22 protein-coding genes are annotated in these 24,257 nt (G+C 72.7%); 12 read left to right on the top strand and 10 right to left on the bottom strand.

What is annotated here, in order from left to right:
- Complete coding sequence (locus ACZ4XX_RS27780) at positions 1-1,746, top strand: sodium/solute symporter (RefSeq protein ID WP_468510604.1); 1,746 nt, start codon at positions 1-3, stop codon at positions 1,744-1,746.
- Complete coding sequence (locus tag ACZ4XX_RS27775) at positions 1,743-2,951, top strand: sensor histidine kinase (protein ID WP_468510603.1); 1,209 nt, start codon at positions 1,743-1,745, stop codon at positions 2,949-2,951. Before ACZ4XX_RS27780 ends, ACZ4XX_RS27775 begins: the two co-directional genes overlap by 4 nt.
- Before the next feature lie 25 nt (positions 2,952-2,976).
- Here the strand turns inward: ACZ4XX_RS27775 and ACZ4XX_RS27770 are convergent, their stop codons facing one another.
- The 3 genes from ACZ4XX_RS27770 to ACZ4XX_RS27760 form a co-directional block, all read right to left on the bottom strand.
- A complete protein-coding gene (locus ACZ4XX_RS27770; protein WP_468510602.1) occupies positions 2,977-3,480 on the bottom strand; it encodes a hypothetical protein in 504 nt (167 codons plus the stop codon).
- Positions 3,481-3,797: 317 nt separating this feature from the next.
- A complete protein-coding gene (locus ACZ4XX_RS27765) occupies positions 3,798-4,211 on the bottom strand; it encodes a PaaI family thioesterase (RefSeq protein ID WP_468510601.1) in 414 nt (137 codons plus the stop codon).
- Positions 4,212-4,215: 4 nt separating this feature from the next.
- The gene (locus tag ACZ4XX_RS27760) at positions 4,216-4,773 is read right to left on the bottom strand and encodes a sigma-70 family RNA polymerase sigma factor (RefSeq protein ID WP_468510600.1); all 558 of its coding nucleotides are present in this window, start codon (positions 4,771-4,773) and stop codon (positions 4,216-4,218) included.
- Positions 4,774-5,044: 271 nt separating this feature from the next.
- Here ACZ4XX_RS27760 and ACZ4XX_RS27755 point away from each other — a divergent pair, with 271 nt between their 5' ends.
- Complete coding sequence (locus tag ACZ4XX_RS27755) at positions 5,045-6,262, top strand: CapA family protein (RefSeq protein ID WP_468510599.1); 1,218 nt, start codon at positions 5,045-5,047, stop codon at positions 6,260-6,262.
- A 40-nt stretch (positions 6,263-6,302) separates the two neighbouring features.
- Here the strand turns inward: ACZ4XX_RS27755 and ACZ4XX_RS27750 are convergent, their stop codons facing one another.
- Entirely contained in the window at positions 6,303-6,764 is a 462-nt protein-coding gene (locus ACZ4XX_RS27750) for a universal stress protein (protein WP_468510598.1), read from the bottom strand.
- Between the two features lie 105 nt (positions 6,765-6,869).
- Between ACZ4XX_RS27750 and ACZ4XX_RS27745 the strand changes: the two genes are divergently transcribed.
- Positions 6,870-7,727, top strand: a complete 858-nt coding sequence (locus tag ACZ4XX_RS27745; RefSeq protein ID WP_468510597.1) for a polysaccharide deacetylase family protein — start codon at positions 6,870-6,872, stop codon at positions 7,725-7,727.
- A 286-nt stretch (positions 7,728-8,013) separates the two neighbouring features.
- Here ACZ4XX_RS27745 and ACZ4XX_RS27740 read toward each other — a convergent pair whose 3' ends face one another.
- Positions 8,014-8,676: a class F sortase gene (locus ACZ4XX_RS27740; RefSeq protein ID WP_468510596.1), complete on the bottom strand. Its 663-nt coding sequence runs from the start codon at positions 8,674-8,676 to the stop codon at positions 8,014-8,016.
- A gap of 449 nt (positions 8,677-9,125) precedes the next feature.
- On the opposite strand from ACZ4XX_RS27740, the gene ACZ4XX_RS27735 reads away from it, so the two are divergent.
- The gene (locus tag ACZ4XX_RS27735; RefSeq protein WP_468510595.1) at positions 9,126-9,644 is read left to right on the top strand and encodes a hypothetical protein; all 519 of its coding nucleotides are present in this window, start codon (positions 9,126-9,128) and stop codon (positions 9,642-9,644) included.
- 119 nt (positions 9,645-9,763) lie between these two features.
- Here ACZ4XX_RS27735 and ACZ4XX_RS27730 read toward each other — a convergent pair whose 3' ends face one another.
- From ACZ4XX_RS27730 to ACZ4XX_RS27720, 3 genes are all read right to left on the bottom strand, one after another.
- Entirely contained in the window at positions 9,764-10,321 is a 558-nt protein-coding gene (locus ACZ4XX_RS27730; protein WP_468510594.1) for a hypothetical protein, read from the bottom strand.
- A 168-nt stretch (positions 10,322-10,489) separates the two neighbouring features.
- Complete coding sequence (locus ACZ4XX_RS27725) at positions 10,490-11,254, bottom strand: bestrophin-like domain (protein WP_468510593.1); 765 nt, start codon at positions 11,252-11,254, stop codon at positions 10,490-10,492.
- A 51-nt stretch (positions 11,255-11,305) separates the two neighbouring features.
- Positions 11,306-12,064 (bottom strand): hypothetical protein, encoded by a 759-nt coding sequence (locus ACZ4XX_RS27720; protein WP_468510592.1) that lies wholly within the window; start codon positions 12,062-12,064, stop codon positions 11,306-11,308.
- Positions 12,065-12,619: 555 nt separating this feature from the next.
- Between ACZ4XX_RS27720 and ACZ4XX_RS27715 the strand changes: the two genes are divergently transcribed.
- Both ACZ4XX_RS27715 and ACZ4XX_RS27710 read left to right on the top strand, forming a co-directional pair.
- A complete protein-coding gene (locus ACZ4XX_RS27715) occupies positions 12,620-13,432 on the top strand; it encodes an SAM-dependent methyltransferase (protein WP_468510591.1) in 813 nt (270 codons plus the stop codon).
- Positions 13,429-15,594, top strand: a complete 2,166-nt coding sequence (locus ACZ4XX_RS27710; RefSeq protein ID WP_468510590.1) for a putative bifunctional diguanylate cyclase/phosphodiesterase — start codon at positions 13,429-13,431, stop codon at positions 15,592-15,594. Before ACZ4XX_RS27715 ends, ACZ4XX_RS27710 begins: the two co-directional genes overlap by 4 nt.
- 140 nt (positions 15,595-15,734) lie before the next feature.
- On the opposite strand, the gene ACZ4XX_RS27705 is transcribed toward ACZ4XX_RS27710, so the two are convergent.
- Together ACZ4XX_RS27705 and ACZ4XX_RS27700 are read right to left on the bottom strand one after the other, a co-directional pair.
- The gene (locus ACZ4XX_RS27705) at positions 15,735-17,912 is read right to left on the bottom strand and encodes a hypothetical protein (RefSeq protein ID WP_468510589.1); all 2,178 of its coding nucleotides are present in this window, start codon (positions 17,910-17,912) and stop codon (positions 15,735-15,737) included.
- A 106-nt stretch (positions 17,913-18,018) separates the two neighbouring features.
- The gene (locus ACZ4XX_RS27700) at positions 18,019-18,930 is read right to left on the bottom strand and encodes a LysR family transcriptional regulator (protein ID WP_468510588.1); all 912 of its coding nucleotides are present in this window, start codon (positions 18,928-18,930) and stop codon (positions 18,019-18,021) included.
- 96 nt (positions 18,931-19,026) lie between these two features.
- Here ACZ4XX_RS27700 and ACZ4XX_RS27695 point away from each other — a divergent pair, with 96 nt between their 5' ends.
- The 5 genes from ACZ4XX_RS27695 to melC2 all read left to right on the top strand — a co-directional run bounded on the left by ACZ4XX_RS27695 (position 19,027) and on the right by melC2 (position 23,980).
- On the top strand, positions 19,027-19,752 hold the full coding sequence (locus ACZ4XX_RS27695; RefSeq protein ID WP_468510587.1) for a succinate dehydrogenase: 726 nt from the start codon (positions 19,027-19,029) through the stop codon (positions 19,750-19,752).
- Positions 19,753-19,754: 2 nt separating this feature from the next.
- On the top strand, positions 19,755-21,710 hold the full coding sequence (locus tag ACZ4XX_RS27690; RefSeq protein ID WP_468510586.1) for a fumarate reductase/succinate dehydrogenase flavoprotein subunit: 1,956 nt from the start codon (positions 19,755-19,757) through the stop codon (positions 21,708-21,710).
- Positions 21,707-22,456, top strand: a complete 750-nt coding sequence (locus ACZ4XX_RS27685) for a succinate dehydrogenase/fumarate reductase iron-sulfur subunit (RefSeq protein ID WP_468510585.1) — start codon at positions 21,707-21,709, stop codon at positions 22,454-22,456. Before ACZ4XX_RS27690 ends, ACZ4XX_RS27685 begins: the two co-directional genes overlap by 4 nt.
- Positions 22,457-22,748: 292 nt before the next feature.
- Positions 22,749-23,129 carry an apotyrosinase chaperone MelC1 gene (gene melC1, locus ACZ4XX_RS27680; RefSeq protein ID WP_468510584.1) on the top strand — a complete coding sequence of 127 codons (381 nt, stop codon included), beginning with the start codon at positions 22,749-22,751 and terminating at the stop codon, positions 23,127-23,129.
- Positions 23,130-23,152: 23 nt separating this feature from the next.
- Positions 23,153-23,980, top strand: coding sequence for a tyrosinase MelC2 (gene melC2 / locus ACZ4XX_RS27675; protein WP_468510583.1), 828 nt, complete (start codon positions 23,153-23,155; stop codon positions 23,978-23,980).
- Positions 23,981-24,257: the final 277 nt, after the last annotated feature.

Raw genomic sequence — 24,257 nt, 5'->3', positions numbered from 1 at the left:
GTGAACCAGACCTACGCCGTCGCCGCCGTCACCGCCGTCGTTCTCGCCACCGTCCTCATCGGCGCCCTCGGCCTGCGGATCTCCCGGACGACCTCCGACTTCTACGTGGCCTCGCGCACCGTCCGGCCCGGCCTCAACGCCGCGGCCATCAGCGGCGAGTACCTCTCCGCCGCCTCCTTCCTCGGCATCGCGGGGCTCGTCCTCGTCCAGGGCCCCGCGATGCTCTGGTACCCGGTCGGCTACACCGCCGGCTACCTCGTACTGCTGGTCCTCGTCGCCGCCCCGCTGCGGCGCTCCGGGGCGTACACCCTCTCCGACTTCGCCGAGGCCCGCCTCGAGTCCCCACAGGTGCGCCGTCTCGCCAGCCTCTTCGTCGTCGGCATCGGCTGGCTCTACCTGCTGCCCCAGCTCCAGGGCGCCGGGCTCACCCTGGAGATCCTCACCGGCGCCCCCGACTGGGTCGGCGGGCTGCTCGTCGCCCTCGTCGTCACCGGCACGGTCGCCGCCGGCGGGATGCGCAGCATCACCTTCGTACAGGCGTTCCAGTACTGGCTGAAGCTCACCGCCCTGCTCGTCCCCGTCCTCTTCCTGCTCGCCGCCTGGTACGGCGACGGGGCACCCAGGGCCCGCTTCGACGCCCCCGCCGTGCTGCGCGGCCACACCGTCGTCAAGGTCGCCGACACGGTACGGATCGGGCTCGACGACCCGCTCACCGTCACGGTCACCGGCAGCGTCGACGCGGTCCCGTACGAGAAGCGGACCGTGACCCTCGCCCCCGGCACCCATCACGTCCTCGGCGGCACCACCCTCGCCTTCGCCCCGGGAGCGGCACTGCCGGAGCGGGTCGCCAGCGGATCGGATCCCCTCGGCTGGTCCCAGCCACTGGCCGGCGGCCGCGACGGACACCAGCTGTACGCCACGTACGGACTGATCCTCGCGACCTTCCTCGGCACCATGGGCCTGCCGCACGTCGCCGTCCGCTTCTACACCAGCCCGCACGGCCGGGCGGCCCGCCGCACCACCCTGGTCGTACTCGGCCTCGTGGGCGCCTTCTACCTGTTGCCGCCGCTCTACGGCGCCCTCGGCCGGATCTACGCCCCCGAGCTCGCCCTCACCGGCTCCGCGGACGCCGCCGTGCTCGTGCTGCCCGACCGCATCGTGGGCGGCCTGCTCGGCGACCTCCTGGGCGCGCTCCTCGCGGGCGGCGCCTTCGCCGCCTTCCTGTCCACCGCCTCGGGGCTCACCATGTCCGTCGCCGGAGTCCTCACCCAGGACGTCCTGCCGTCCCGGGGCGTACGGCACTTCCGTCTCGCGACCCTGCTCGCCACCGCCGTACCGCTGGCCGTGGGGGTGTTCGCATCGAAGGTGCCGGTCGCCGACGCCGTCGGCCTCGCGTTCGCCGTCTCCGCCTCCTCCTTCTGCCCGCTGCTCGTCCTCGGCATCTGGTGGCGGCGCCTGACCCCGCCCGGCGCGACGGCCGGACTGCTCCTGGGCGGCGGCTCCGCGCTCGCGGCCGTGATGGCGACCCGGGCGGGGCTCGCCCCCGAGGGCTGGCCGCACACCCTGATGGCCTGGCCGGCGGTCTGGTCGGTCCCGCTCGGTTTCCTCACCATGGTCCTCGTCTCCCTGGCCACACCCCGCCGCGTCCCGCCCGGCACTCCGACGCTCCTCGCCCGCCTCCATCTGCCGGAGGAGATCACCGGCACCGTCCCCGTCCCCGCCCCCGTCCAGGAGGTCCGCCGTTGAGCGGCATCGCCCTCGCCGCCGCGGCCGCCGCCGGCGCCGTGCTGCTCGCCGCGGGCTTCGTCCTCGGCCGGTTCACCGCCCGGCGCGGCGGCCGCGCCGCCGATCCCGACCTCGGCACGCCCGTCGAACGGGCCACGTTCCACACGCTGCACACCGCCTCCCTCGCCGCGCCGCCGCTCCGCGCCGGGCTCACCGAGGAGACCGCGCGCAGGGCCGCCGGCACCCTCCGCTCGCTGCTCGGCACCGAGGCGCTCTGTCTCACGGACCGGGGCGCCGTCCTCGCCTGGGACGGACCTGGCGAGGACCATCACCGGGCGCACGTCCCGGAACAGGCGGCCGAGACCCTGGAGACCGGCCGCAGCCGATCCGTGCACACCGACTGCGCCGACCCCGCCTGCCCGCTGCGCTGGGCGGTGATCGCCCCGCTCAGCGGCGAGGACGGGGTGCTCGGCGCGCTCGTCGCCTACGGTTCGCGGGAGTCGGCCGTCCTGGTGCGGGCCGCGACCGAGGTGGCCCGCTGGGCCTCCGTACAGCTGGAGCTCGCCGAGCTCGACCGCTCGCGCACCCGCATCGTGGAGGCCGAGATCCGTGCGCTCCGCGCGCAGATCTCCCCGCACTTCATCTTCAACTCCCTCGCCGCCATCGCCTCGTTCGTCCGCACCGACCCGGAGCAGGCCCGCGAACTCCTCCTCGAGTTCGCGGACTTCACCCGCTACTCGTTCCGCAGGCACGGCGAGTTCGCCCAGCTCGCCGACGAACTGCGCTCCATCGAGCAGTACCTGGCGCTCGCCGGGGCGCGCTTCGGGGACCGGCTCAAGGTGACGCTGCAGATCGCCCCCGAGGTCCTGCCGGTCACGCTGCCCTTCCTGTGCCTCCAGCCCCTCGTGGAGAACGCCGTGAAACACGGCCTCGAGGACCGGGAACGGGGCTGCCGGGTCACGATCGCCGCCCGCGACGCGGGCGCGGAGGCCGTGGTGACCGTCGAGGACGACGGCATCGGCATGGACCCGGAGCTGCTCCGCGCGGTCCTGCGCGGAGAGCACCCCGCCGGCTCCGGCATCGGCCTCTCCAACGTGGACGAGCGGCTGCGCCAGGTGTACGGCGCGGAGTACGGCCTCGTCATCGAGACGGGGGTCGGCGCGGGGATGAAGGTGACGGTGCGCATCCCCAAGTACCACCAGGGAGTGCACCGTTCGTCACCCTGACCGGGTACGGACCGGCAGGGGCGGGTCAGCGCAGGTGCAGCGAGAGATGGGCGAGCGGCAGGCCCAGCTTCCACGCGGGCAGCCAGATCTGCTCCTCCTCGTCGACCGTGCAGGCGGACTCGTCGTCCGTCCGGCCGTCGAGGTCGGCGGCGCGGACCCAGGTGTCGCGCAGGCCGCGCCACGCGGTCTCCGCGAGCGCCAGGTCGGGGCCGCCGTCGCCGGCCGCCCGGCGCGCCGCGAGCCGTTCCTCGACCCAGGGCGGCCAGGGCCGGTCGTAGGCCGTGTGCCGCAGCCATTTGTCGACGCGGCCCGCGGGCCTTCCGCCCACCGGTCCGTCCGCCTCCTCGGAGAGGTGGACGGTGAGGGCGAGGGCCTGGAGGCCCGCCCGGTACTCCAGTGAGCCGGGTGCCACGAGGGCGGCGGCCCGCAGCACCTCGTCGGCCAGGTACTCGGCGCACAGCCAGGCCATCGGGACGGCGAGTTCGCCGCCACTCGTGCCGCCGGCGCCGTTCGTGCTCTCGGGGCGCAACGCTCCCACCTTCTCCCGGACATCGGGGACCCGGACGTGTGGGACCCGGGGAGAGCTTCCTCCGTGGAGGGCGCCCGCGTGTCCCGCTTTGCTCAACTCGCCCGTGTGGTTTCGGATACGTTTCCCGGCCGGATCGGTGCCGGTGGGATTACTGAGGTCCCGGGAGGCGAACGGGGTGGGAGAGGCGTCTCCGGCAGCGGTCGGCAGCGGTCGGGGCAGCGGCAGCGGCCGGCAGGGTCGCGGCAGCGGCAGGGGCAGCACCGGCTCCGCCGGCCACCGGGGTGGCGGCCGGAAAAGACGGCGGGGGAGACGGCGGCTCAGCCGAGGATCGCGTACACCGCCGTCGCGTGGGCCGCGACCTCCGCCGTGCCCTCGGCCGTCATGGTGATGTCGGCGAAGGCCATCCGCTTCCCCGCCTTGGTGAGCCGGGCCCGCACCAGGACGTCGGCGCCGACGACCGCCCGCTGGAAGCTGGTCGACTGCTGGACGGTGGTCATGGGTACGAAGCCGCCCCGGGCCGCGGCGACCGCGATCACCGTCGCCGTGTCGGCGGCGGCCATCAGGGCCTGCCCGGACAGGCCCCCGCCCTCCCGGGCGAGCCGCTCCGACCACGGGAGCCGGAGCACGGCCTCCTGGCCGTCGACCGATTCGACGGCGAGCCCGAGATCGAGCACCCAGGGTGCGAAGTTGTCGGCGAGGATCTTTTCGGCGGCGGCGAGTGTCAGCGTCACGGCGTCATTGTGGGGCCGCGACGCGGGGCCGGGCAACGGCCGCGCGATGCGGCCGGTAGCCGGGGAGCGACCGGCCCAGCTGCCGCAGCGCGTAGTGGGAGCGGGACTTGACGGTGCCGGCCGGGATGCCGAGGTCGACGGCGGCCTCGTTGACGGTCAGTCCGTGGAAGTAGATCCGGACCAGGACCGCGCGGTGTTCCGGGCTCAGTTCGCGGACGGCCGCCCGTACGTCGAGCGCGGCCTCGGCCGAGGCCGTGGCGTCGTCGGGATCGGGGGTCACCGCGAGGACGCCGTCCCCGATCTCGGCGGGTCGGGCGAGGCGTGAGCGCCGGGCGTCGATGGCGAGGCGGCGGGCCACGGTGAAGAGCCAGGGGCGCATCGACTCGTAGGGGCCGTCGAAGGCCTCGGGGTGGAGCCAGGCCCGTACCAGGGTCTCCTGGACGAGGTCCTCGGCCCGCTGGCGGTCCCCGTAGGTGAGGCCGAGCAGAAAGGAGAGGAGTGCGGGGCCGTGGTCCCGCTGCAGCTCCTCGAGGGTTCGTTCGTCGGTGGTCGCCGTTGTCATGCTCCCCGCCTCTCCTGCGGCTCGTCGTCCGGGGCGTATCGGAACCCATTCGGACAGCGAGGGACAGGGAACGGACATCGGTCTGCGACGAACGGTCGCACCGAGCGGCGAATGGTGCGGCGAGCGGTCACGAGCCGGTCGACCGGAGTCACTGCGTCCGTTTCAGCGGGGTTCCTGTCGCTCTGCGGCCTTGACCCTTGACTGCGGCTTTCTCGCGAGATCAATTCGTAGGAACAGATGTTCATCCCACGAATCGGGCGGAGTGCCGTACATGACCTCACGCACCAGATCCGCGGGCGTGGTGGCGCTCGCCGCCGTCCTGCTCGCGGCGGCGACCGGCTGCACCGACGGGAGCGGCCCGGCCGACGGAGGCCCCAGCCCCGAGGCCACGAACGGACGACCGGGATCCGGGCGGCCCGACGCCCCGTCCGCCGCACCCGGCGGGGCGTCCGCACCCGCCGGATTCACCCTCGTCGCCTCCGGGGACATCCTCCCGCACGACTCGATCATCCGCCGCGCGGCCCAGGACGCGGGCGGGGGCGGCTACGACTTCGCGCCGATGCTCTCCGGGGTGAGGTCCGTCGTCTCGCAGGCCGATCTGGCCATCTGCCACATGGAGACCGTGTACGGGCAGGAGGGCGGGCCCTACACCGGCTACCCCGCCTTCAAATCGCCGCCCGAGGTCGCCGCCGCGCTCAGGGCCACCGGCTACGACTCCTGCTCCACGGCCTCCAACCACACCCTGGACGACGGAGCGGCGGGCCTCGGCCGCACGCTCGACGCCCTGGACCGGGCCGGTGTCCGCCACGCCGGGTCGGCACGTACGGCGGAGGAGGCGGCGAGGCCCACCCTGCTCGAGGCGGGCGGCGCCACCGTGGCCCAGCTCGCCTACACGTACGACACCAACGGGTATCCGATGCCCGAGGGGCAGCCGTGGGCCGTGCAGACGCTCGACGAGCAGAAGGTGATCGCCGATGCCCGCGCCGCCCGCGCGGCCGGCGCCGACGTGGTCGTGGTCAGCGTCCACTGGGGCACCGAGTGGCAGACCGAACCCGACGGGCGCCAGCTCACGCTCGGCAGGGCGCTCACCGCCTCGCAGAGCGGCGGCCGCCCCGACATCGACCTGATCCTCGGAACGCACGCCCACGTCCCGCAGGCGTACGAGAAGGTCAACGGCACCTGGATCGTCTACGGCATGGGCGACCAGATCGCCGGGGACATGATCAACCACGAGGGAGCCCACGACCCCCGTGGCAACCAGGGCAGCATCGGCCGCTTCACCTTCGGTCCGCCCCGGACCCCCGGTGGGCGCTGGGAGGTCACCAAGGCCGAGTTCGTCCCCCAGTGGTTCGACACCGGACGCGGCCGGGTGGTCAACCTCGGCGCCGCCGACGGCTCCGACCCGCGCCATGCCGAGATCCGGGACGCCGTCCGGCAGGTGGTGCTCAGCCGCGGCGCGGCCGAGGACGGCCTGGTGATGGGCAGGTAGACGGCCACCGACCGACCGACCGACCGACCGATCGAACCGGTCACGGTACGACGGTGACCGGCCAACGGCCCGCCTTCACGAGCCGTACGGCCACCGAGCCCACGAACCGGTGGCCGGCCGACTCGGAGGCGCCCACCACCACGGCGTCCGCCGTCAGCTCCTCGGCCGCCTGGACCAGACCCGCGTAGGCGTCGCCCCGGAAGGTGTGGAACTCCCACCGCATCCGCCAGAGGTCCTTCACCCGCTCGGCCGAGGCACGGATCTCCGCGGCCAGGTCCTGGGCGATCTCCTCGGTGGTCCCCGCCGTCGGCGCGCCCATGGCGGCCCCCGCGGTGATCACCGGCTGCACGTAGACGAGCGCGAGCAGGGCGTTCTGCCGCCGCGCGAGCCCGGCCGCGTACGCCGCCGCGCGCAGTGAGGAGTTGGAACCGTCGACTCCCGCCATGATCACTTTCGGGCCGTCGGTACCGCGTTCGAACCGGCCGGGCTGTTGTTCGCTCACCCTTCGAGGCTATCGGCTCATCGGGTGCTTTCGGTGGGGCGGCCGGTGTCGATGAGCCGCGCGGGTCCTCATCCGTATGAACCATTGGTCATGAAAAAGGATCAGATGCCTCATGGGCGCCGTGCGGTGCTGCGGCTCGCCGCCGCCCTCGGGGCCACCGCCACCGTCGGAGTCATCGCGGCGGACCGGCTCGCGGCGCCCGAACGGGCCGGCGGGACCGCCGCGCCTCCTGCTCCACCCCGCGGAGGGGCCGGACCCGCCGCCGGCCCGCAGGCGCAGTCCGCCAGGCTCCGCCCCAGCGCGTACCGCCTCCAGCCGATGACCGCGTACGCGCCCCCCGCGTTCCGGCGCGCGGTGCCCCCGGTCCGGCAGCGGCCCTTCCTCAGCATGTCCGGGGTCGGCCGCTCGATGGTGCTCAGCTTCGACGACGGCCCGGACCCCCGCTACACACCGGGCATCCTGGAGACCCTGCGCCGCTACGACTGCCGGGCCATGTTCTTCGTCTGCGGCGAGATGGCGGTCGAGAACCCGGATCTGCTGCGGGAGATGGCCGCGGACGGGCACGTCGTCGGCAACCACTCCTGGTCGCACCCCCTCATCCCCACACTGCGCCCCTCCCGCATCCGCGACGAGCTCGGCTCCACCAGCGAGGTCGTCGAACGGACCCTGGGCTCGGCCCCGCTCTGGTACCGCGCGCCGTACGGCGCCTGGAACCGGCACTCCTTCGAGATCGGGGCCGAGCTCGGCATGGAGCCGCTCGCCTGGACCGTCGACACCCTGGACTGGAAGGAACCCGCGGTCGCCGACACCATCGTCCGCCGGGTCCTCGACGGAGCCGCCCCCGGCGCCGTCGTGCTCTCCCACGACGCCGGCGGCGACCGGGCCCGGACCGTGACCGCGCTCCGCCGCTATCTGCCCGAACTCCTCGACGCGGGCTACCACATCACCGTCCCCCGGCGCTGAGCGCTCCGGTACGGGAAAGGGCCCCGGCGGCTGGTGCTGCCGGGGCCCTTCGCCGTGTCCCTCCGGTCCTGTCGTGTGACGACGACAGGGCCTGGCCGTCTCTTCCGGATCTTGCCCGGCCCGCGCCGCCCGGCACCGCACCCCGCCGCGTTGTCGGGACACCCGAGTACACCCAGTACGCGGGCGCCCCTCCGCCTTGCGATGCGTCCCCTCGGCCCTGGCGGGCCTGGGAGACCCCAGGCACCGGACGACGCGGGCCTGACCGGCAGGATCCGAAAGAGACGACCTAGCGGGAGCCGACCATGCGCGCGTACACGACGACGTTCCCGTCGTAGCCACGCGCGCGCGTGTAGCCGCCGCCGCAGGTGATGACCCGCAGTTCGGGGGCGCCGGTGTCGGCGTACACCTGCACGCCCGGGAAGTTGTCCTTCGCGTACACCTCGAGCCCGTAGATCTCGAAGACCGCGATCCGGCCGTCGTACCGCTCGACCTCGATGTGCTGGCCCTTCTCCAGGGAGCCGAGGCCGTAGAAGACCGCGGGGCCCTGTGCGTTGTCGACATGGCCCACGACGACCGCGGTGCCGCGCTGGCCGGGGGAGATGCCGTTCTGGTACCAGCCGGCGAGGTTGGCGTCCTGCGGCGGCGGGGCCGCCACCCAGCCGTCCGGGTCGAGACCCACGTCCATGATCGGGGCCGCGACCTGGATCGCCGGGATCTTGATCCGGGAGGCGGGGGCGAACGGCAGCGGCTCCAGACCCTCGGTCGCCCCGTCCTGCGGCGGCACGACGGGATGCGCCACCGGACGGGCCGCCGCGGCGGGCTGCGGAGGCCCGAGTGCGACGTCCACCCCGTTGCGCATCATCGCGACCCCGGACAGCATGGCGAGGGCCAGGATGCCCCAGGGGCGGCGTCTCCTGCGCGGGAAGACGCGGAAGTCCTTCGGGGGCATTCGTTCTCCCTTCGTGGCGTCGTCAGAACGGTAAGGGCGACCTGACGGGCCGTCGCGCCGGACGGTGCGAACGGGTGGGGGCCGACGCCGGAAGGGTGCCGGAGCACGGCCACGGGGGTGTGTCGACGTCCCGCCCGCCCCGCACGCGTCCAGGGCGGCGCGGTCGGCGGGCGGCGTCGGGGGGGCAGCACGCGACGATGCCCCGGGGGCCGACAGGCGGGTGACAGGGGGCTGACCCATCCGAGTAATCGTCAGATAAGCAGCCCTCTCGCGCCTGACCTGCGCTTCTTCCACCTGCGAGGACTCGATTCCGGGCGTGTCGCCTCACTGGGGTGGACCAGTGCCGAAATGCGCGGCTCGCTCGGACTTGTGATGGTTCGTCATGGAAGGCGTACTCGTCGACACTCCCGGAGCACCGCTTTGGGGCGTCTTCCACTGGAGGTTCAACCATGCGTGCTGCACGCACTCTGGCGGTGACCGCCACCGCGATCGCGGCGGTCGGCCTCGCGGCCCCCCTTGCCGCCGCCACCTACGGTCCGGGCAACGTCGTCGCCGGCGGCAACAACAACACCCCCAGCAACGTCACCGTCAGCCCCTTCGAGGTCCACCCCGGGTCGACGCTCACGATCACCGCCAGGGGCTGCAACCGTGGTGGCACGGTCACGTCCAACGCCTTCCCGGACGCCACCCTCTCGGGCGGCAACGGCGTCTCCACGGCCGTCGCCCGCGTCTACAACAACGCCACTCCCGGCAACTACAACCTGGCCGTCAGGTGCAACGGCGGCTCCAACGTGGTCACGGAGCCGTTCCGCGTCCTCCCGGGCCGCGGTGCCCAGGGCGGCCTCGGCGGCTCGATGGCGCCCACCTCCACCGAGATGGCCGTCGGCGGCAGCCTGGTCGCCGCCGCCGCGCTCGGCGGCGGGCTCTTCATCGTCCGTCGTCGCCGTATCACCGGTGCGGGGGTCTGACCGGTCGAACCTCCCGGTCGGCCCGCCCTGCCCGTCGCCCCCGAGTCCCTGCCGGGACCCGGGGGCGACGGGCGTCCGCGGACGCCGGTCACCGACACCGGACCGGTCGTGCCCGCCGCTCAGTGGCGACGGGTCGCGCCGGAACGGCGACGCACCACGTACACGCCGCCGACGGTGGCGGCGAGCACGAGCGCTCCTCCGACGGCCAGTTGGAGCGGCTCGACGCCGCCCACCGAGCCGCCCAGACCGCCCTGCACCCCGCGCGGGGGAGTGAGGATGGTGGAGCTGATCGTGGGGGTGGCGGTCGGAACGCCGCTGATCGTCAGGGTCGCGGTGTCCGAGATCCCGCCGGTGCAGTTGAACGACACCGTGTACACGGCGCCGGGTCGGGCGTCCGCGTCCACGGTGGCGATGGCCGCCGAGCCCGGGGCGATGGTGACGGTGTCGAAGATGCCGGCCGAGGCCGTCGCCGTGCTGGCGCAGCCGGGGGCGCTCAGCGTCACCCGGCCGCCCGGCGCGACGACCGAGGGCGACACGACGAAATCGCCCGGTGCCTTGGCCCGTGCCGCTCGCGGGTTCGGTGCGGGGGCACCGTCCGCCGCGACGGCGGTGGGGGCGGCCAGGGCGAGGGCGGCCGCTCCCAGCAGGGCAGTGGACGCGGCACGTATCGCGCGCATGGTGAATCCTCCGGGTCCCGAGGGGCAGCCGCGGAAAGGGGGTTTCCGCGAAAGACCGTGCGTACACCTCGATGTCCGAAACGCTAGAAGCGCCCTACCACAGCCGCGATCCCAGACGTGCGAATGGGGCATGGATGTCCCCCGAGTGGCTCATCCGGTGGTGTCGCCTCACCGCGTGAGCTGCGGGAACAGATCGGTGAACGGCGCGGCGGTGGCCGAGATGCCCCGGCCGAACGGCGCGTCGAAGTCCCAGATGAGGAACAGCAGGAAGGCGATCAGCACGCTGAAGAGTCCGGCGAGCAGCAGTTCGCGCCCGGTCCTGCGGATCTGCAGGGTGAAGATCAGGCCGACCGTCACCAGGGCTCCGATGATGAGGCCGAACCACACCACCCCCGGCATGGTCGCCCCCGCGTTCTGCCCCCGGGCTCCCCGGGCGTCGTCGGCCACCGCCACCTGGTCGACCAGCGGCTGGTACGCCTGTCCCTCGAAGTCGTCGGCGGGCTGGTAGTCGGTGACGCTGCGCCGCACCTTCTCCAGGAGCGCGGTGCCCTCCTCGCTCAGCTCGCCGTGCTCCGCCATGTACGTCCACTCGTCGTCGACCACATAGCCGACGTACGCCTCGACATCGGCGCGGATGCGCTCGCGGACCGCCTGCGGGTACACCTCGACGCGGGCCGAGATCTCGTGCATCGCCTGCGCCTCCTGCCGCACGGTCTCCTGGGCGGCGCCGCGGGCCTCCCAGACGCCGGCGATGGCGAGACCGAGGACGATCGCGTAGATCACGCCGATCATCATCGTCATGTACTCGATGACGTCCGGGGTCTCGCTCGGGTCGTCGTCCTCTGTGATCCGGCGGTTGTTGATGACCACGATCGTGAGGACGACGGCGCACGCGGCGGCCATCGCAAGGGTGAGAACAAGCCATTCAGACATGGATTCCTCTAGCGGGATTCAGAGGGACGTAGGGGTGGACGGAGCGGCGGGTCACTTGGACCGCGGGCGCAGGATCGCCGTCGCGAGCACCGCGGGCGCGGTGATCATGAGGGTCGCGGTGACGACGGAGGTGCCGTTCTTCGGCTGGGTGTGCGTGGCGCGGCGGTAGTGGGGCAGCGCCACGGGGCCGGGTGCCGGGGGCCGCACGGTGGGCGGAGGCGTGGGGCTCGGGCGCGGCGGAGGCGGGGGCGGCGGAGGCGGCGCGGGCGCGCGCTCCGGCGGCCTCGTGGTCGGAGGCGCGGGGGGCGGCGGCTCCGGGCGGGGTGCGGGCCGGGTGGCCGGTGGCTTCGGCGCGGGTCTGGGCGGGAGAGGGGCGGGCGGCGGAGGCGGCTTCGGAGTGGGCGTGGGCGTCGGGGAGGGGGACGGTGGTTCGGGTGTCGGCTTGGGCGTCGGCTTGGGAGTCGGATTCGGCGTGGGCGTGGGCGTGGGCGTAGGGGTGGGCGTCGGCTCGGGTGTGGGGGACGGGCACGGCGGGGGCGGCTCGGTGGGGCAGGGCTTCGGGTGGTGGTGATGGCCGTGCCCCTTGCCCTTTCCCTTGCCGTGACCCTTCCCGTGGCCCTTGCCCTTACCTGAACCGCCGTGGCCGTCGTCGTCGCCGCCGCCGGCGATCGCCACCGCGACATGGGAACCGCCCGGGCCGGTCGAGGCGTAGGCGCAGGCGTCCGCGGCGGCGGGCACCGGGGTGGCGAGGAGCCACACCAGTCCGAGGGCCGCCAGCGGCCGCGCGAGGAGTGATCCGTACAGAGACACGCCGTCGAGCTTGATCACAGGCACGGCGCGCCGGGGCGGAATCGAGCGGGATTCGCCGGATGGAGCGGATCTTCGGACGTACCGGTTTGACGTTTCGCCTCGCCCGAAGCCGGCCGGGGCGCCTCTACGGGGCTCAAGGTCCCCGTATTGCCGGGCAGATGGATTCCGGAAGACGGCGGACCGGGTCCGTTCCGGCCTCGGATCGATAACTGTCCGGTTGTCGCCCTGTCGGGCGGGAAGGAGAAGGGGGCATCCTGCACCGGCGACCAGACGCCTCCGACGGCAACAACCGAGGTACAGGCGGGGCCTGGGCGCCCATCGAGGGGAGCCGCACTCGGCCGAAGAGCCGACGCACACTCATATGCACGTGAATTTGCACAGTCTGAAGGCGTGAACTCTTCGTTCCCGAGAGCACGTGCCAATGGCGTGTGACCAAGAACGGACCGCGAATTTCCGTTTCTACTCGCTCTCTCGGCGGGCGATCAGTAGCCTCACCTCGAACACCGGCCGCGAACACATGGCCGCATCCCCCATGGCGACTTGTTGGAGACATTGATGGAGCGTCCCGCCTGGGCTCCGCCTGGTATCGACATCTCGGTGCCGAGCGTGTCCCGTATGTACGACTTCTATCTGGGCGGCTCGCACAATTTCGAAGTGGACCGGGAAGCGGCGCGCAAGGCCATGGAGTTCATGCCTGGCCTGCCCAAGATCATGCAGGCGAACCGTGCCTTCATGCGGCGCGCCGTCCGTCACGCCGTTGACAACGACGTCACCCAGTTCCTGGACATCGGCTCCGGCATACCCACCTTCGGCAATGTGCACGAGGTCGCCAGGACCGCCGACCCCGCGGCCCGCGTCGTCTACGTCGACCACGACCCGGTCGCCGTGGCCCACAGCCGCGCCGTCCTGGAGGGCGACGAGGGCGCCGCGGTCGTCGCCGCGGACCTGCGCAAGCCGGCCGACATCCTCTACAGTCCCGAGGTGTCCCGACTCCTCGACCTGGAGCGGCCGGTGGCGCTGCTCCTCGTCGCCGTCCTGCACTTCCTGGAGGACCAGGACCGGCCGTACGAAGCCGTCACCGAACTGCTCGACGCCCTCGCGCCCGGCAGCCTCCTGGTGCTCACCCACGCCTCGTACGAGGGCATCCCGCTCTCCGAGGAGCAGGCCGGCGGCACCGTCGGGGTCTACCGGAACATCCGCAACCCGCTGGTGATGCGTTCCGGCGCCGAGATCGCCCGCTTCTTCGAGGGCACCGAACTGATCGAGCCCGGCCTCGTCCCGATGCCCGACTGGCGTCCGGACAGTCCGGTCGAGGAGGAGGATCCGTACGCCTTCTCCGGTTTCGCAGGGGTGGGGCGCAAGGCGTGAAGGTCCCGTCTCAGCCGTCCGGCGGCGTTGCCGAAGCCGACGGCCCGGAGGACAGACTCAGGCGGTTCGTCACCATCTGGAGCCGTGCCATCTTCCCGGTGACCGCCACCTCGCTGACCCGCGCCGAGTTCGAGGTGCATCTGCTGCCGCTGGCCCGCACCCTGAACGACGCGCTGCACGCCCGGCCGTTCGACACGGCCCCGGCCCAGCGCACCGGCGCGGCGCTGATCGCCGCCCACTGCACCGACCCGGACGCCCTCGGACGCAGCCTCGGGGTCGTGGACTCGTACCTGGTGCTCTACTGCGGTGCCGAGTCGGACCTGCCGGCCGAGGAGCTCCGGGCCCGCTGCGCCCGGCTCCAGCACGCCATGGCCACCGGCTACGCCCAGGCCCTGCGCGAGCGGACCCGGGCCGAGCAGGAGGCCATCGCGCGTTCCGCGCTCTCCGCCCGCAGCGCCGCCGAGATCGCCCTGCACGCCACCGAGAGCCGCTTCCGGGCGGTCTTCGACGGGGCGGCGATCGGCATCGGCATCGCGGACCTCGACGGCAACGTCCTGGAGGTCAACGAGACCCTCACGCGTATGTTCGGCGGAATGGAGGGGCCGCTGCGCAGCCGGAACGTGAGCCAGTGGGTCCACCCGGAGGACGGACCGCACGTCTGGAAGCTGTACGACGAGCTGGTCCGCGGCGACCGTGAGCACTACCGGGTCGAGAAGCCGTACTACCGCGGAGACGGAACGGTTCTCTGGACCAATCTCACCGTCTCGCTCCTCCGCGACGCCGAGGGCAACCCCCAGTACCAGCTGGCCCTCATGGAGGACACCACCGAGCGGCGCCTGCTCCACCTGCGCCTGCGGTACGAGGCCACCCACGACGCGCTGACGGGGCTCCCCAACCGGACCCTGTTCTTCGAGCGTCTCGAGAAGGCCCTCGCGCCCGGCGACAACGCCCGCTTCGGCCTCTGCTATCTGGACCTCGACGGCTTCAAGGTCATCAACGACAGCCTCGGCCACTCCACCGGCGACCGGCTCCTCGTCGAGGTCGCCGACCGGCTGCAGAGCTGCGTCACCGGGTCCGGCGAGATGGTGGCCCGGCTCGGCGGCGACGAGTTCGTCGCCCTCACCACCGGCGCCGCAGGCGAACAGGACGTCACCGAGCTCGCCGACCGCATCCTCGCCGCCCTCGCCACCCCCCTCCGCATCGACGGCCGCGAACTGACCGTCCGCGGAAGCCTCGGCGTCGTCGAGGGCCCGGCCGGCGAACGCACCCCGGCCGAGGTGCTGCGGAGCGCCGACATCACCATGTACCGGGCCAAGTCCGCCGGGGGCAACCGCTTCGAGCTCGCCGACCCGGAGGCCGACGCCCGCGCCATCACCCGGCACGGCCTCACCACGGCCCTGCCGACCGCGCTGGAACGCGGCGAGTTCTTCATCGAGTACCAGCCGCTCGTCCACCTCGACGACGGCAGCGTCCACGGCGCCGAGGCGCTCGTACGGTGGTGCCACCCGCAGCACGGCGTGCTCGGCCCCGACCGGTTCATCCCGCTCGCCGAGGACACCGGGCTCATCGTGCCGCTGGGCCGCTGGGTGCTCCAGGAGGCCGTGCGCCAGGCCCGTTTCTGGCAGGCCCGGCACGCCGACGGCGGCCCGCTGCGGATCAACGTCAACCTCTCCCCGACGCAGCTCCACCACCCGCGCCTGGTCGCCGACACCGTCGACGTCCTGGAGCGGTCCGGGCTCGAACCGGGCGCGCTCTGCCTGGAGGTGACCGAATCGGCGCTCATCGGCGCCGACGAGGACCTGCTCAAGCCGCTGCGGCAGCTCGCCGAGATGGGCGTGGACATCGCGCTCGACGACTTCGGCACCGGCTACTCGAACCTGGCCAATCTGCGCCGGCTGCCGGTCAGCGTCCTCAAGCTGGACCGCTCCTTCACCCGGGGCATGCAGCAGCATCCGGTGGACCCGGTCGACCTCAAGATCGTCGAGGGGATCGTCTCCCTGGCCCACAGCCTCGAACTCGCCGTCACCGTCGAGGGCGTGGAGACCGGGGCCCAGGCCCGCCAGCTCCGCGACCTGGGCTGCGACACGGCCCAGGGCTGGTACTACGCCCGCCCCGGTGCCCCGGACCGCATCCACTCACTGCTCCTGGCGGACGCGGTCTGAGAACCGGACACACGAGACCGGCCTCCCCGCGCGAAGCGGGGAGGCCGGGAAGAGTACGGGGGAGGAGAGCGGAGAGGCTATTTCATTGGAGTATGAGAAGGAAGCCTCTCCATGGCCTCGCCCCGGAACGACCGTAGCACTCAGGCGGGCAGCAGGTCGCGCAGATTTTCCGGGGTGAAGACCCGCGAGCCGGGGGCGAGGCCGTCCGGCCGCTCCAGACCGAGGTACGTGACCGGGCCTTCCGGTACCGTCCGGCCGTCCCACAGTGTCGTCTCCGCGCCCGACTCCTCCATCAACGCCACGAGATGACCGACCGTCAGGGGCGTACGACCCATCAGACCGCGCAGCAGGACCGCGATCGACACCCGGTGTTCCTCGACCCGGTTCGCCGACGGCGTGCCCCGCAGGTAGAGGTGGAGCCAGTGCGCGTGCCAGCGGCCCTCCTCGTCCCGTCGGAACGCGAGCGGCAGCGCCACCCGCCCGGGGCCGCGCAGATCCGACTTCATCCGCACCGTGCGCGGCTCGAACGGCCGGCCCCGCTGCTCGGACTCGCGCAGCATGAAGCCGAAGAAGCCCTCCGCCACCTGGTCGAAGCCCTCGCCCGAGAAGACGTGCACCTGCGGGACGATGAACGAGCCCCGCACCGCGCCGAGCCGTAGGTCGATGAACTCCGAGGCCCCGTCGGGCGCTTCGGTGATGTCACCCGAGTGCCGGCCCTCGACGTCGGTCAGGGCCGTGTACGACAGCCAGGTCACCGTCGCGTACTCCTCGTCCAGGACGAGCGCCGACAGATCGAGATCGGTCGTCTGCCGCGCCTCCCGCCAGTACGTGAAGAAGCGCAGCAGCTCCCCCTCGACCGGTGAGACCGAGCCGCGCGGCAGCACGCCGAGCCCCGCCGAGGACGCCCGGCCGCTCAACGGCAGGGCCACGTCCAGGACGTCGGGGTCGATCAACAGGCGCCCCGCGGGGGGCAGTCGGCGCCGGGTCTCGGCGTCGAGGGCCGCGACGAGCCGCTCGCGGTGGGTGTCCTCCAGCGGCGGGCGCACGTCGTCGGTGACCCAGGCCTTGCCCTCCCGGTTCACGAACACCCTGCGCTCCCCGGCGCTCCCGCCCCGGCGGTTCTGCAGGTGCTCGCGCACCGACAGGACGACCCGGCCCGCCACCTCCGGGGCGGCCCGCTCGACGGCCGCGAGAACCGCCTCCCGCTCCTTGTCGTCCGCCGCGACGCGCAGCAGCCGGTCCAGGGCGCGGAACAGCCGCCCCGGGGCGTGCGAGGCCAGCAGCTCCGCCGCTCCCGCGACATCGCCCCGTGCGAGCGACTCCTCCACGCGGCTGTCGAACGACGGCGCCTTCCGCTCGCCCCGGGCGACGGCGAACACCTCGGCGGCGTGCGGCCAGTGCGGGTACTCGTGGGGGTGCAGGCGCTCCCCGAGGCGCTTCCACGCCTCCCCGTGCGCGGACACGTCCGACAGCTTCGCCGGGGACGCGGCCACCACCGCGTCGAGACCCGCGAGCAGGGCACGGCGATGCGGACGGGGAAGCGCGCGGAAACGCGTGGGCTCGCGGAGGGTGACATCGCCGTCGGTGAGCGCGCAGGCCAGCCGCAGGACGTCGGTCACGGTGTCGAGCAGCGGGGCGGCGCCCACCCGCAGCCGGGCGTGGTTGACGACGGCGCGGTTCTCCCTGACCGTGATCGTCTCGGGCTGCGGGCCGTCCGCGCAGTGCTCGGCGAGCACGGCCAGATCCCGCAGACGCTCCTCGCCGAGCGGGGTGGTGCCGCCGGCCAGGGCCAGGTAGAGCGCGGTCACCTCGGTGTCCGCGTCCGCGCCGAGGTGCAGCACCGTCAGCCGGTCGCCGGCCGCCGCGATCAGCTCGTCGTGGACGGCGAGCATCTCCTCGTACGTGTGCCGGTAGCGGCCGTACGACGGGAGGGTCAGCAGGTCGAGGACGCCGGCGCTCAGCTGGTCGACGGTACGCGGGCGGGCGTCGTCGTCGGCGAGCGCCTCGGCCACGCACGCCCGCCAGAAGTCGAGCGTGTCCGGCACGTTGTCCGGGAAGTCGACGAAGTGGACGTTGTGCCGGACGTGGTCGCCGAGGATCTCACGGACGGTCACGAGGGTGCGGACGGCGGTCTCGACGACGGTCGGCCCGGCCAGCCCCGACAGGCGCTCGACCAGTTCGCCCGACAGCTTGAACCCGGCGGTCATCAGGGCCGCGTCGAACCTGCGCGCGGCGGCGGCCCCGTCCCCGGCCGGACCGGTGGGGGAGGGGAGGCGGTGGGTGTGCCGGACGACCAGGTGTTCGAGAGCGTGGACCATGGGGGCATGCTCGCAGCCGCCGCCGTTCTGCCGCACGCGCATTTACGGGGGCCCGGGAGGAGCGACGGGGGTGTGTGAGGGGTGACGGCGTAGGGCGGCGACCTCGTCAGCCGACGCCCACCACCCGGTCCGTGCCGCCCCGCCGCGAGGCGAGCAGTATCCGCTGGAGCTCCCGTGCCGCCCTCGGCGGTGCGACGTCGCTCCGGTGCGCGAGGGCGATGGTCCGGCGCAGGCCCGGCCGGGCCAGGGCGGTCACACGGAGGTCCCGGCCCGCCCGCGCCGCCACCATCGCGGGGACGACCGCGAGCCCGAGCCCGGCCCGCACGAATCCGAGGACCGCGTCCAGCTCGCCCCCCTCGACCGTGAACGTCGGCTCGAAGCCCTCCGCCCGGCAGGCCGCCACGGTCAGTTCCCGCAGGTCGTAGCCGTGCCGGAACATCACGAGCGGCTGGTCGCGCAGATCGGTGATCCGCACCGGGCGGCGCGGCGCCGGAGCCGAGGCGGAGGAGACGACCACCAGGTCCTCCCGGAGCAGCTCCACCGTCGTCAGGGCCGGGGACGGGCTCGGCAGCGGCAGCACCACCAGCGCCAGGTCGAGGGCGCCGCGGGCCAGCTCCCGTACGAGATCGTGCGAGCCGCCCTCCTCGATGAGGAGCTCGATCCCCGGGTGCAGGTCGTGGAAGGCGCGCAGTACGTCCGGCAGCAGCCCCGTGCACAGGCTCGGGGTCGCGCCGAGCCGTACCCGGCCCCGCTTCAGCTGGGCCAGCTCCTGCACCTCGATGCGGGCCGTCTCGGTGTCGGCGAGGATCCGGCGCGCGAGCGGCAGCAGGGCCTCGCCCGCGTCGGTGAGCGTGATGTTCCCCCGGGCGCGGCTGAACAGCTCGGCGCCCAACTCCTGTTCCAGGGCCTTGATCTGCTGGGAGAGCGAGGGCTGTGAGACATGGACACGCTCGGCGGCCCGGGTGAAGTGACGGGTCTCGGCCACGGCGACGAAGTAGAGGAGCTGCTGGAACTGCATGGTGCCAGGGTAGGTGACATTCATAGGACGGGCCTATCGAGATCAGCCGGACCATGTCTTGGACCTCTCGGGCCCTTCGGCTCTAGCGTCGTGAGCATGGCTCTGGCACCCACGAGGGAACGGACGACGGGCCGCCCGCCGTCCCCCACACCGTCACGCGGATTCCTGTCATCGACCCTCGGCAAGAAGACGGTCATGGCAGTCAGCGGGCTGCTCATGCTCGGCTATCTCGTCGCCCATGTCGCCGGCAACCTGAAGGTCTTCTTCGGCCCCGAGGAGTTCAACGCCTACGGCCACTGGCTGCGGGTCATGGGCGCCCCCGTCCTGCACCACGAGTGGGCCCTCTGGATCGTCCGGATCGTCCTCCTCGGCGCCGTCGTGGCCCACGCCGTCTCCGCGTACCAGCTCAGCCGTCGTGACGTGCGGGCCCGCCCCACCGCATACGCCCACCGCCGCAAGCGCTCCTCGTACGCCACCCGCACCATGCGCTGGGGCGGGATCATCCTCGGGCTCTTCATCGTCTGGCACATCCTCGACCTGACCACCGGCACCGTCCACCCCGGCGGCTTCGAGGAGGGCAAGCCCTACCAGAACGTCGTCGACACCTTCTCGACCTGGTACGGCAACGTCATCTACATCGTCGCCATGCTCGCCGTCGGCCTCCACGTCCGGCACGGCTTCTGGAGCGCCGCCCAGACCCTCGGCGTCGGCAGTGCCCGCCGTGAGCGCCTGCTGCGGGGCACCGCCGACATCCTCGCGCTCGTCCTGACCGCGGGCTTCGTCTCCGTCCCCGTCGCCGTCATGACCGGAGTGGTGAGCTGACCATGATCTCCACCGAATTCGCGGCCTACGCCACCGGTGAGCCGATCACCGACACGAAGGCCCCCGCAGGACCCGTCGCCGAACGGTGGGACACCCGCCGCTTCGAGGCGAAGCTGGTCAACCCCGCCAACCGCCGCAGGCACCGCGTCATCGTGGTCGGAACCGGCCTGGCCGGCGGCTCGGCCGGCGCCACCCTCGCCGAACAGGGCTACCACGTCGTCCAGTTCTGCTTCCAGGACTCCCCGCGCCGGGCCCACTCCATCGCCGCCCAGGGCGGCATCAACGCCGCCAAGAACTACCGCAACGACGGCGACTCGATCCACCGTCTCTTCTACGACACCGTCAAGGGCGGCGACTTCCGCGCCCGCGAGTCCAACGTCCACCGGCTCGCCCAGATCTCCGTCGAGATCATCGACCAGTGCGTCGCCCAGGGCGTCCCCTTCGCCCGCGAGTACGGCGGACTCCTCGACACCCGCTCGTTCGGCGGCGTCCAGGTCTCCCGTACCTTCTACGCCCGCGGACAGACCGGCCAGCAGCTCCTGCTCGGCGCCTACCAGGCGCTGTCCCGGCAGATCGCCGCCGGAAACGTCGAGATGCACGCCCGTACGGAGATGCTCGACCTGGTCGTCGTCGACGGACGGGCCCGGGGCATCGTCGCCCGCGACCTGATCACCGGCGAGATCTCCACCCACTACGCGGACGCGGTGGTCCTCGCCAGCGGCGGCTACGGCAACGTCTTCTACCTGTCGACGAACGCCATGAACTCCAACGCCACCGCCGTCTGGCGGGCCCACCGGCGCGGTGCGTACTTCGCCAACCCCTGCTTCACCCAGATCCACCCCACCTGCATCCCGCGCACCGGCGACCACCAGTCCAAGCTGACGCTGATGAGCGAGTCGCTCCGCAACGACGGCCGCATCTGGGTCCCCAGGGCCAAGGGCGACACCCGCGCCGCGGCCGACATCCCCGAGGACGAGCGCGACTACTACCTGGAGCGGATCTATCCCTCCTTCGGCAACCTCGTCCCGCGTGACATCGCCTCCCGCGCCGCGAAGAACGTCTGCGACGAGGGCCGCGGCGTCGGACCCGGCGGACAGGGCGTCTACCTCGACTTCGCCGACGCGATCCGCCGCATGGGCCGGGCCGCCGTCGAGGAGAAGTACGGCAACCTCTTCGACATGTACGCGCGGATCACCGCCGAGAACCCGTACGAGGTCCCCATGCGGATCTACCCCGCCGTCCACTACACGATGGGCGGACTCTGGGTCGACTACGACCTCCAGACCACCGTCCCCGGGCTCTTCGCCATCGGCGAGGCCAACTTCTCCGACCACGGGGCCAACCGGCTCGGCGCCTCCGCCCTCATGCAGGGCCTCGCCGACGGCTACTTCGTCCTCCCGGCCACCATCAACGACTACCTTGCCCGGCACCCCCACAGCGAGCCCGTCACCGACGACCACCCGGCCGTGAAGGAGGTGCTCGCCGAGACGGAGGACCGGCTGAACCTCCTCCTCGCCGTCGACGGCGACCGCACCCCCGACTCCTTCCACCGCGAACTCGGCGAACTCATGTGGGAGTACTGCGGGATGGCCCGGACGGAGGCGGGCCTGCGCACCGCGCTGGCCCGCATCCCCGAGATCCGCGAGGAGTTCTGGAGCCGGATCAAGGTCCCCGGAACGGGCCAGGAGTTCAACCAGTCGCTGGAGAAGGCCAACCGCATCGTCGACTACCTGGAACTCGCCGAGCTCATGTGCCTCGACGCGCTCCACCGCGCCGAGTCCTGCGGCGGCCACTTCCGCGAGGAGTCCCAGACGGCCGACGGCGAAGCCGCCCGCCACGACGAGGAGTTCGCGTACGCCGCGGCCTGGGAGTTCGGCGGCACGGGCACGGCCCCCGTCCTCCACAAGGAGGACCTCACCTTCGAGTACGTCCACCCCACCCAGCGGAGCTACGCATGAGGCTCACCCTGCGCGTCTGGCGCCAGCGGAACGCCGACACCCCCGGCGCGATGTCCACCTACGACGTGGACGGGATCTCCGCCGACATGTCGTTCCTGGAGATGCTCGACACCCTCAACGAGGAGCTCATCCTGCGCGGCGAGGACCCCGTGGCCTTCGACCACGACTGCCGCGAGGGGATCTGCGGCGCGTGCAGCCTCGTCATCAACGGCGACGCGCACGGACCGGAGCGGACCACGACCTGCCAGCTCCACATGCGGTCGTTCCGCGACGGCGACACGATCGACGTCGAGCCCTGGCGTGCCTCCGCCTTCCCCGTCGTCAAGGACCTGGTCGTCGACCGCTCCGCCTTCGACCGCGTCATCCAGGCCGGCGGCTACATCTCCGCCCCCACGGGCTCGGCCCCCGAGGCCCACGCGACCCCCGTCCCCAAGGCGGACGCGGACTCCGCCTTCGAGCACGCCGAGTGCATCGGCTGCGGCGCGTGCGTGGCGGCCTGCCCCAACGGCTCGGCGATGCTCTTCACCTCCGCCAAGGTCAACCACCTGAACGTGCTGCCCCAGGGCTCCCCGGAACGCGAGACCCGGGTCCTCGACATGGTGGCCCAGATGGACGCGGAGGGCTTCGGAGGCTGCACCCTGACGGGCGAGTGCGCGACGGCCTGCCCGAAGGGGATCCCGCTGCCTTCGATCTCCGCCATGAACAAGGAGTGGCTGCGGGCGCAGCGGAGGACGGCCCGCGGCTGAGGCCGGATCAGGACAGTCTGACGGCGTGGGCTCCGCCACACGCCGTACCCCGAATCGAAAGATCGTTCACGAAACGAACACTTTCTCCGTAAGATCTTCTCTTCGGGGGGCTGTCGACCGTCCGGACAGCAAGATCAACTCCGTTCAACTCTGTACATTGTGTGGCGGGTTGTCCACTTAGCGGCCAACCCGCTTCCGGCGATTTCCGCCCCGCCCCCGCTCCCGGGTACTGATGAGCACTGCCGGGGGCATATGACCAAACCCCCGGTCGCGCAGACCATTTGGGGGTTTCATGTCCAGCATCACCCGCCGCCGGGTTCTCGGCGTCGCGGCCGGGGCCGCGGGGGCCGCCGCGGGGCTCGCCCTGGCCGGTTCCGCCGTCGCCGACGCCTCCCGGGCCGCCGCTCCCGCGGCCGGCCCGGCCCCGGCGTCCTTCGACGAGGTCTACCAGGGCCGTCGCATCAAGGGCGGACCGGCGCACGGCGGAGGTCACCACGGAGGCGGCTACTCCGTGACGATCGACGGCGAGGAACTGCACGTCATGCAGAACGCCGACGGCACCTGGATCAGCGTGATCAACCACTACGAGCCCGTCGCCACACCCAAGTCGCTGGCCCGCGCGGCCGTCCGCGAACTCCAGGGCGCCCCGCTCGTCCCCCTCACCCTCGGCTGATCGATCCAGGAGCGGCACCCGTCATGACCGTACGCAAGAACCAGGCCTCCCTCACCGCCGACGAGAAGCGGCGCTTCGTCAACGCCCTCCTGGAGCTCAAGCGCTCCGGGCGGTACGACACCTTCGTCACCACCCACAACGCCTTCATCATGAGCGACACCGACAACGGCGACCGTGTCGGCCACCGCTCGCCGTCGTTCCTGCCCTGGCACCGGCGCTTCCTCATCGAGTTCGAGCAGGCGCTGCAGTCCGTCGACCCGACCGTCAACCTCCCCTACTGGGACTGGACGGCCGACCGCACCTCCCGCTCCTCGCTGTGGGCGCCCGACTTCCTCGGCGGCACCGGGCGCGCCCGCGACGGCCAGGTGCTCGACGGCGCGTTCGCCCGCAGCGGCAACCGCTGGACGATCACCGTCCGCGTCGACGGCCGCGACTACCTCCGGCGCGACCTGGGCGCGGGCGGCCGCCAGCTGCCCACCCGCGCCGAGGTGGACTCCGTCCTCGCCATGGAGACCTACGACACGGCCCCCTGGAACAGCTCGTCGGACGGCTTCCGCAACCACCTCGAAGGGTGGCGCGGCGTGAACCTGCACAACCGCGTCCACGTCTGGGTCGGCGGCCAGATGGGCACCGGAGTCTCGCCGAACGACCCCGTGTTCTGGCTGCACCACGCCTTCATCGACAAGCTGTGGGCCGACTGGCAGGCCCGCCACCCCCGGTCCCCGTACCTGCCGGCCGCGGGCACCGCGAACGTCGTCGACCTCGGCGACACCATGCGCCCGTGGAACGACGTGACCCCGGCGGACATGCTGGACCACACCCGCCACTACACCTTCGACACGGCGGCCTGACCGCGCGCGGGCCCCGGGTCCGGCGCCGGAAGCCTGACATCGCCGGGCCCGGACCCGGACCCGGCGGTCTGACGCTGCCGGACCCGGACCCGGCGGTCTGACGGTGCCGGGCCCGGACCCGGACCCGGCCTCGCCTCCGGCGGCCCGGTCGCGCCGGGCCCGGGTCCCGCGTCCGGCGGCCTGGACCCGCCGGACGGTCCCCCGCTTCATCCCGTGGGGTTCCGGGCCCTAAGAAGAGGCACGCCAGTGGGGCTTTCCCCCCACCCCGCCCCCCCGC

The organism is Streptomyces sp. NPDC029956, assembly GCF_055574655.1.
This window is presented reverse-complemented; position numbering and strand designations above follow the sequence as displayed.

Coding starts and splice junctions, on each gene's coding strand:
- ACZ4XX_RS27725 (WP_468510593.1), bottom strand. CDS start 11,254: ATGTCTGAATGGCTTGTTCTCACCCTTGCGATGGCCGCCGCGTGCGCC.
- ACZ4XX_RS27740 (WP_468510596.1), bottom strand. CDS start 8,676: ATGCCCCCGAAGGACTTCCGCGTCTTCCCGCGCAGGAGACGCCGCCCC.
- ACZ4XX_RS27695 (WP_468510587.1), top strand. CDS start 19,027: ATGGCTCTGGCACCCACGAGGGAACGGACGACGGGCCGCCCGCCGTCC.
- ACZ4XX_RS27715 (WP_468510591.1), top strand. CDS start 12,620: ATGGAGCGTCCCGCCTGGGCTCCGCCTGGTATCGACATCTCGGTGCCG.
- ACZ4XX_RS27705 (WP_468510589.1), bottom strand. CDS start 17,912: ATGGTCCACGCTCTCGAACACCTGGTCGTCCGGCACACCCACCGCCTC.
- ACZ4XX_RS27700 (WP_468510588.1), bottom strand. CDS start 18,930: ATGCAGTTCCAGCAGCTCCTCTACTTCGTCGCCGTGGCCGAGACCCGT.
- ACZ4XX_RS27690 (WP_468510586.1), top strand. CDS start 19,755: ATGATCTCCACCGAATTCGCGGCCTACGCCACCGGTGAGCCGATCACC.
- ACZ4XX_RS27735 (WP_468510595.1), top strand. CDS start 9,126: ATGCGTGCTGCACGCACTCTGGCGGTGACCGCCACCGCGATCGCGGCG.
- ACZ4XX_RS27730 (WP_468510594.1), bottom strand. CDS start 10,321: ATGCGCGCGATACGTGCCGCGTCCACTGCCCTGCTGGGAGCGGCCGCC.
- melC2 (WP_468510583.1), top strand. CDS start 23,153: ATGACCGTACGCAAGAACCAGGCCTCCCTCACCGCCGACGAGAAGCGG.
- melC1 (WP_468510584.1), top strand. CDS start 22,749: ATGTCCAGCATCACCCGCCGCCGGGTTCTCGGCGTCGCGGCCGGGGCC.
- ACZ4XX_RS27745 (WP_468510597.1), top strand. CDS start 6,870: ATGCCTCATGGGCGCCGTGCGGTGCTGCGGCTCGCCGCCGCCCTCGGG.
- ACZ4XX_RS27755 (WP_468510599.1), top strand. CDS start 5,045: ATGACCTCACGCACCAGATCCGCGGGCGTGGTGGCGCTCGCCGCCGTC.
- ACZ4XX_RS27685 (WP_468510585.1), top strand. CDS start 21,707: ATGAGGCTCACCCTGCGCGTCTGGCGCCAGCGGAACGCCGACACCCCC.
- ACZ4XX_RS27760 (WP_468510600.1), bottom strand. CDS start 4,773: ATGACAACGGCGACCACCGACGAACGAACCCTCGAGGAGCTGCAGCGG.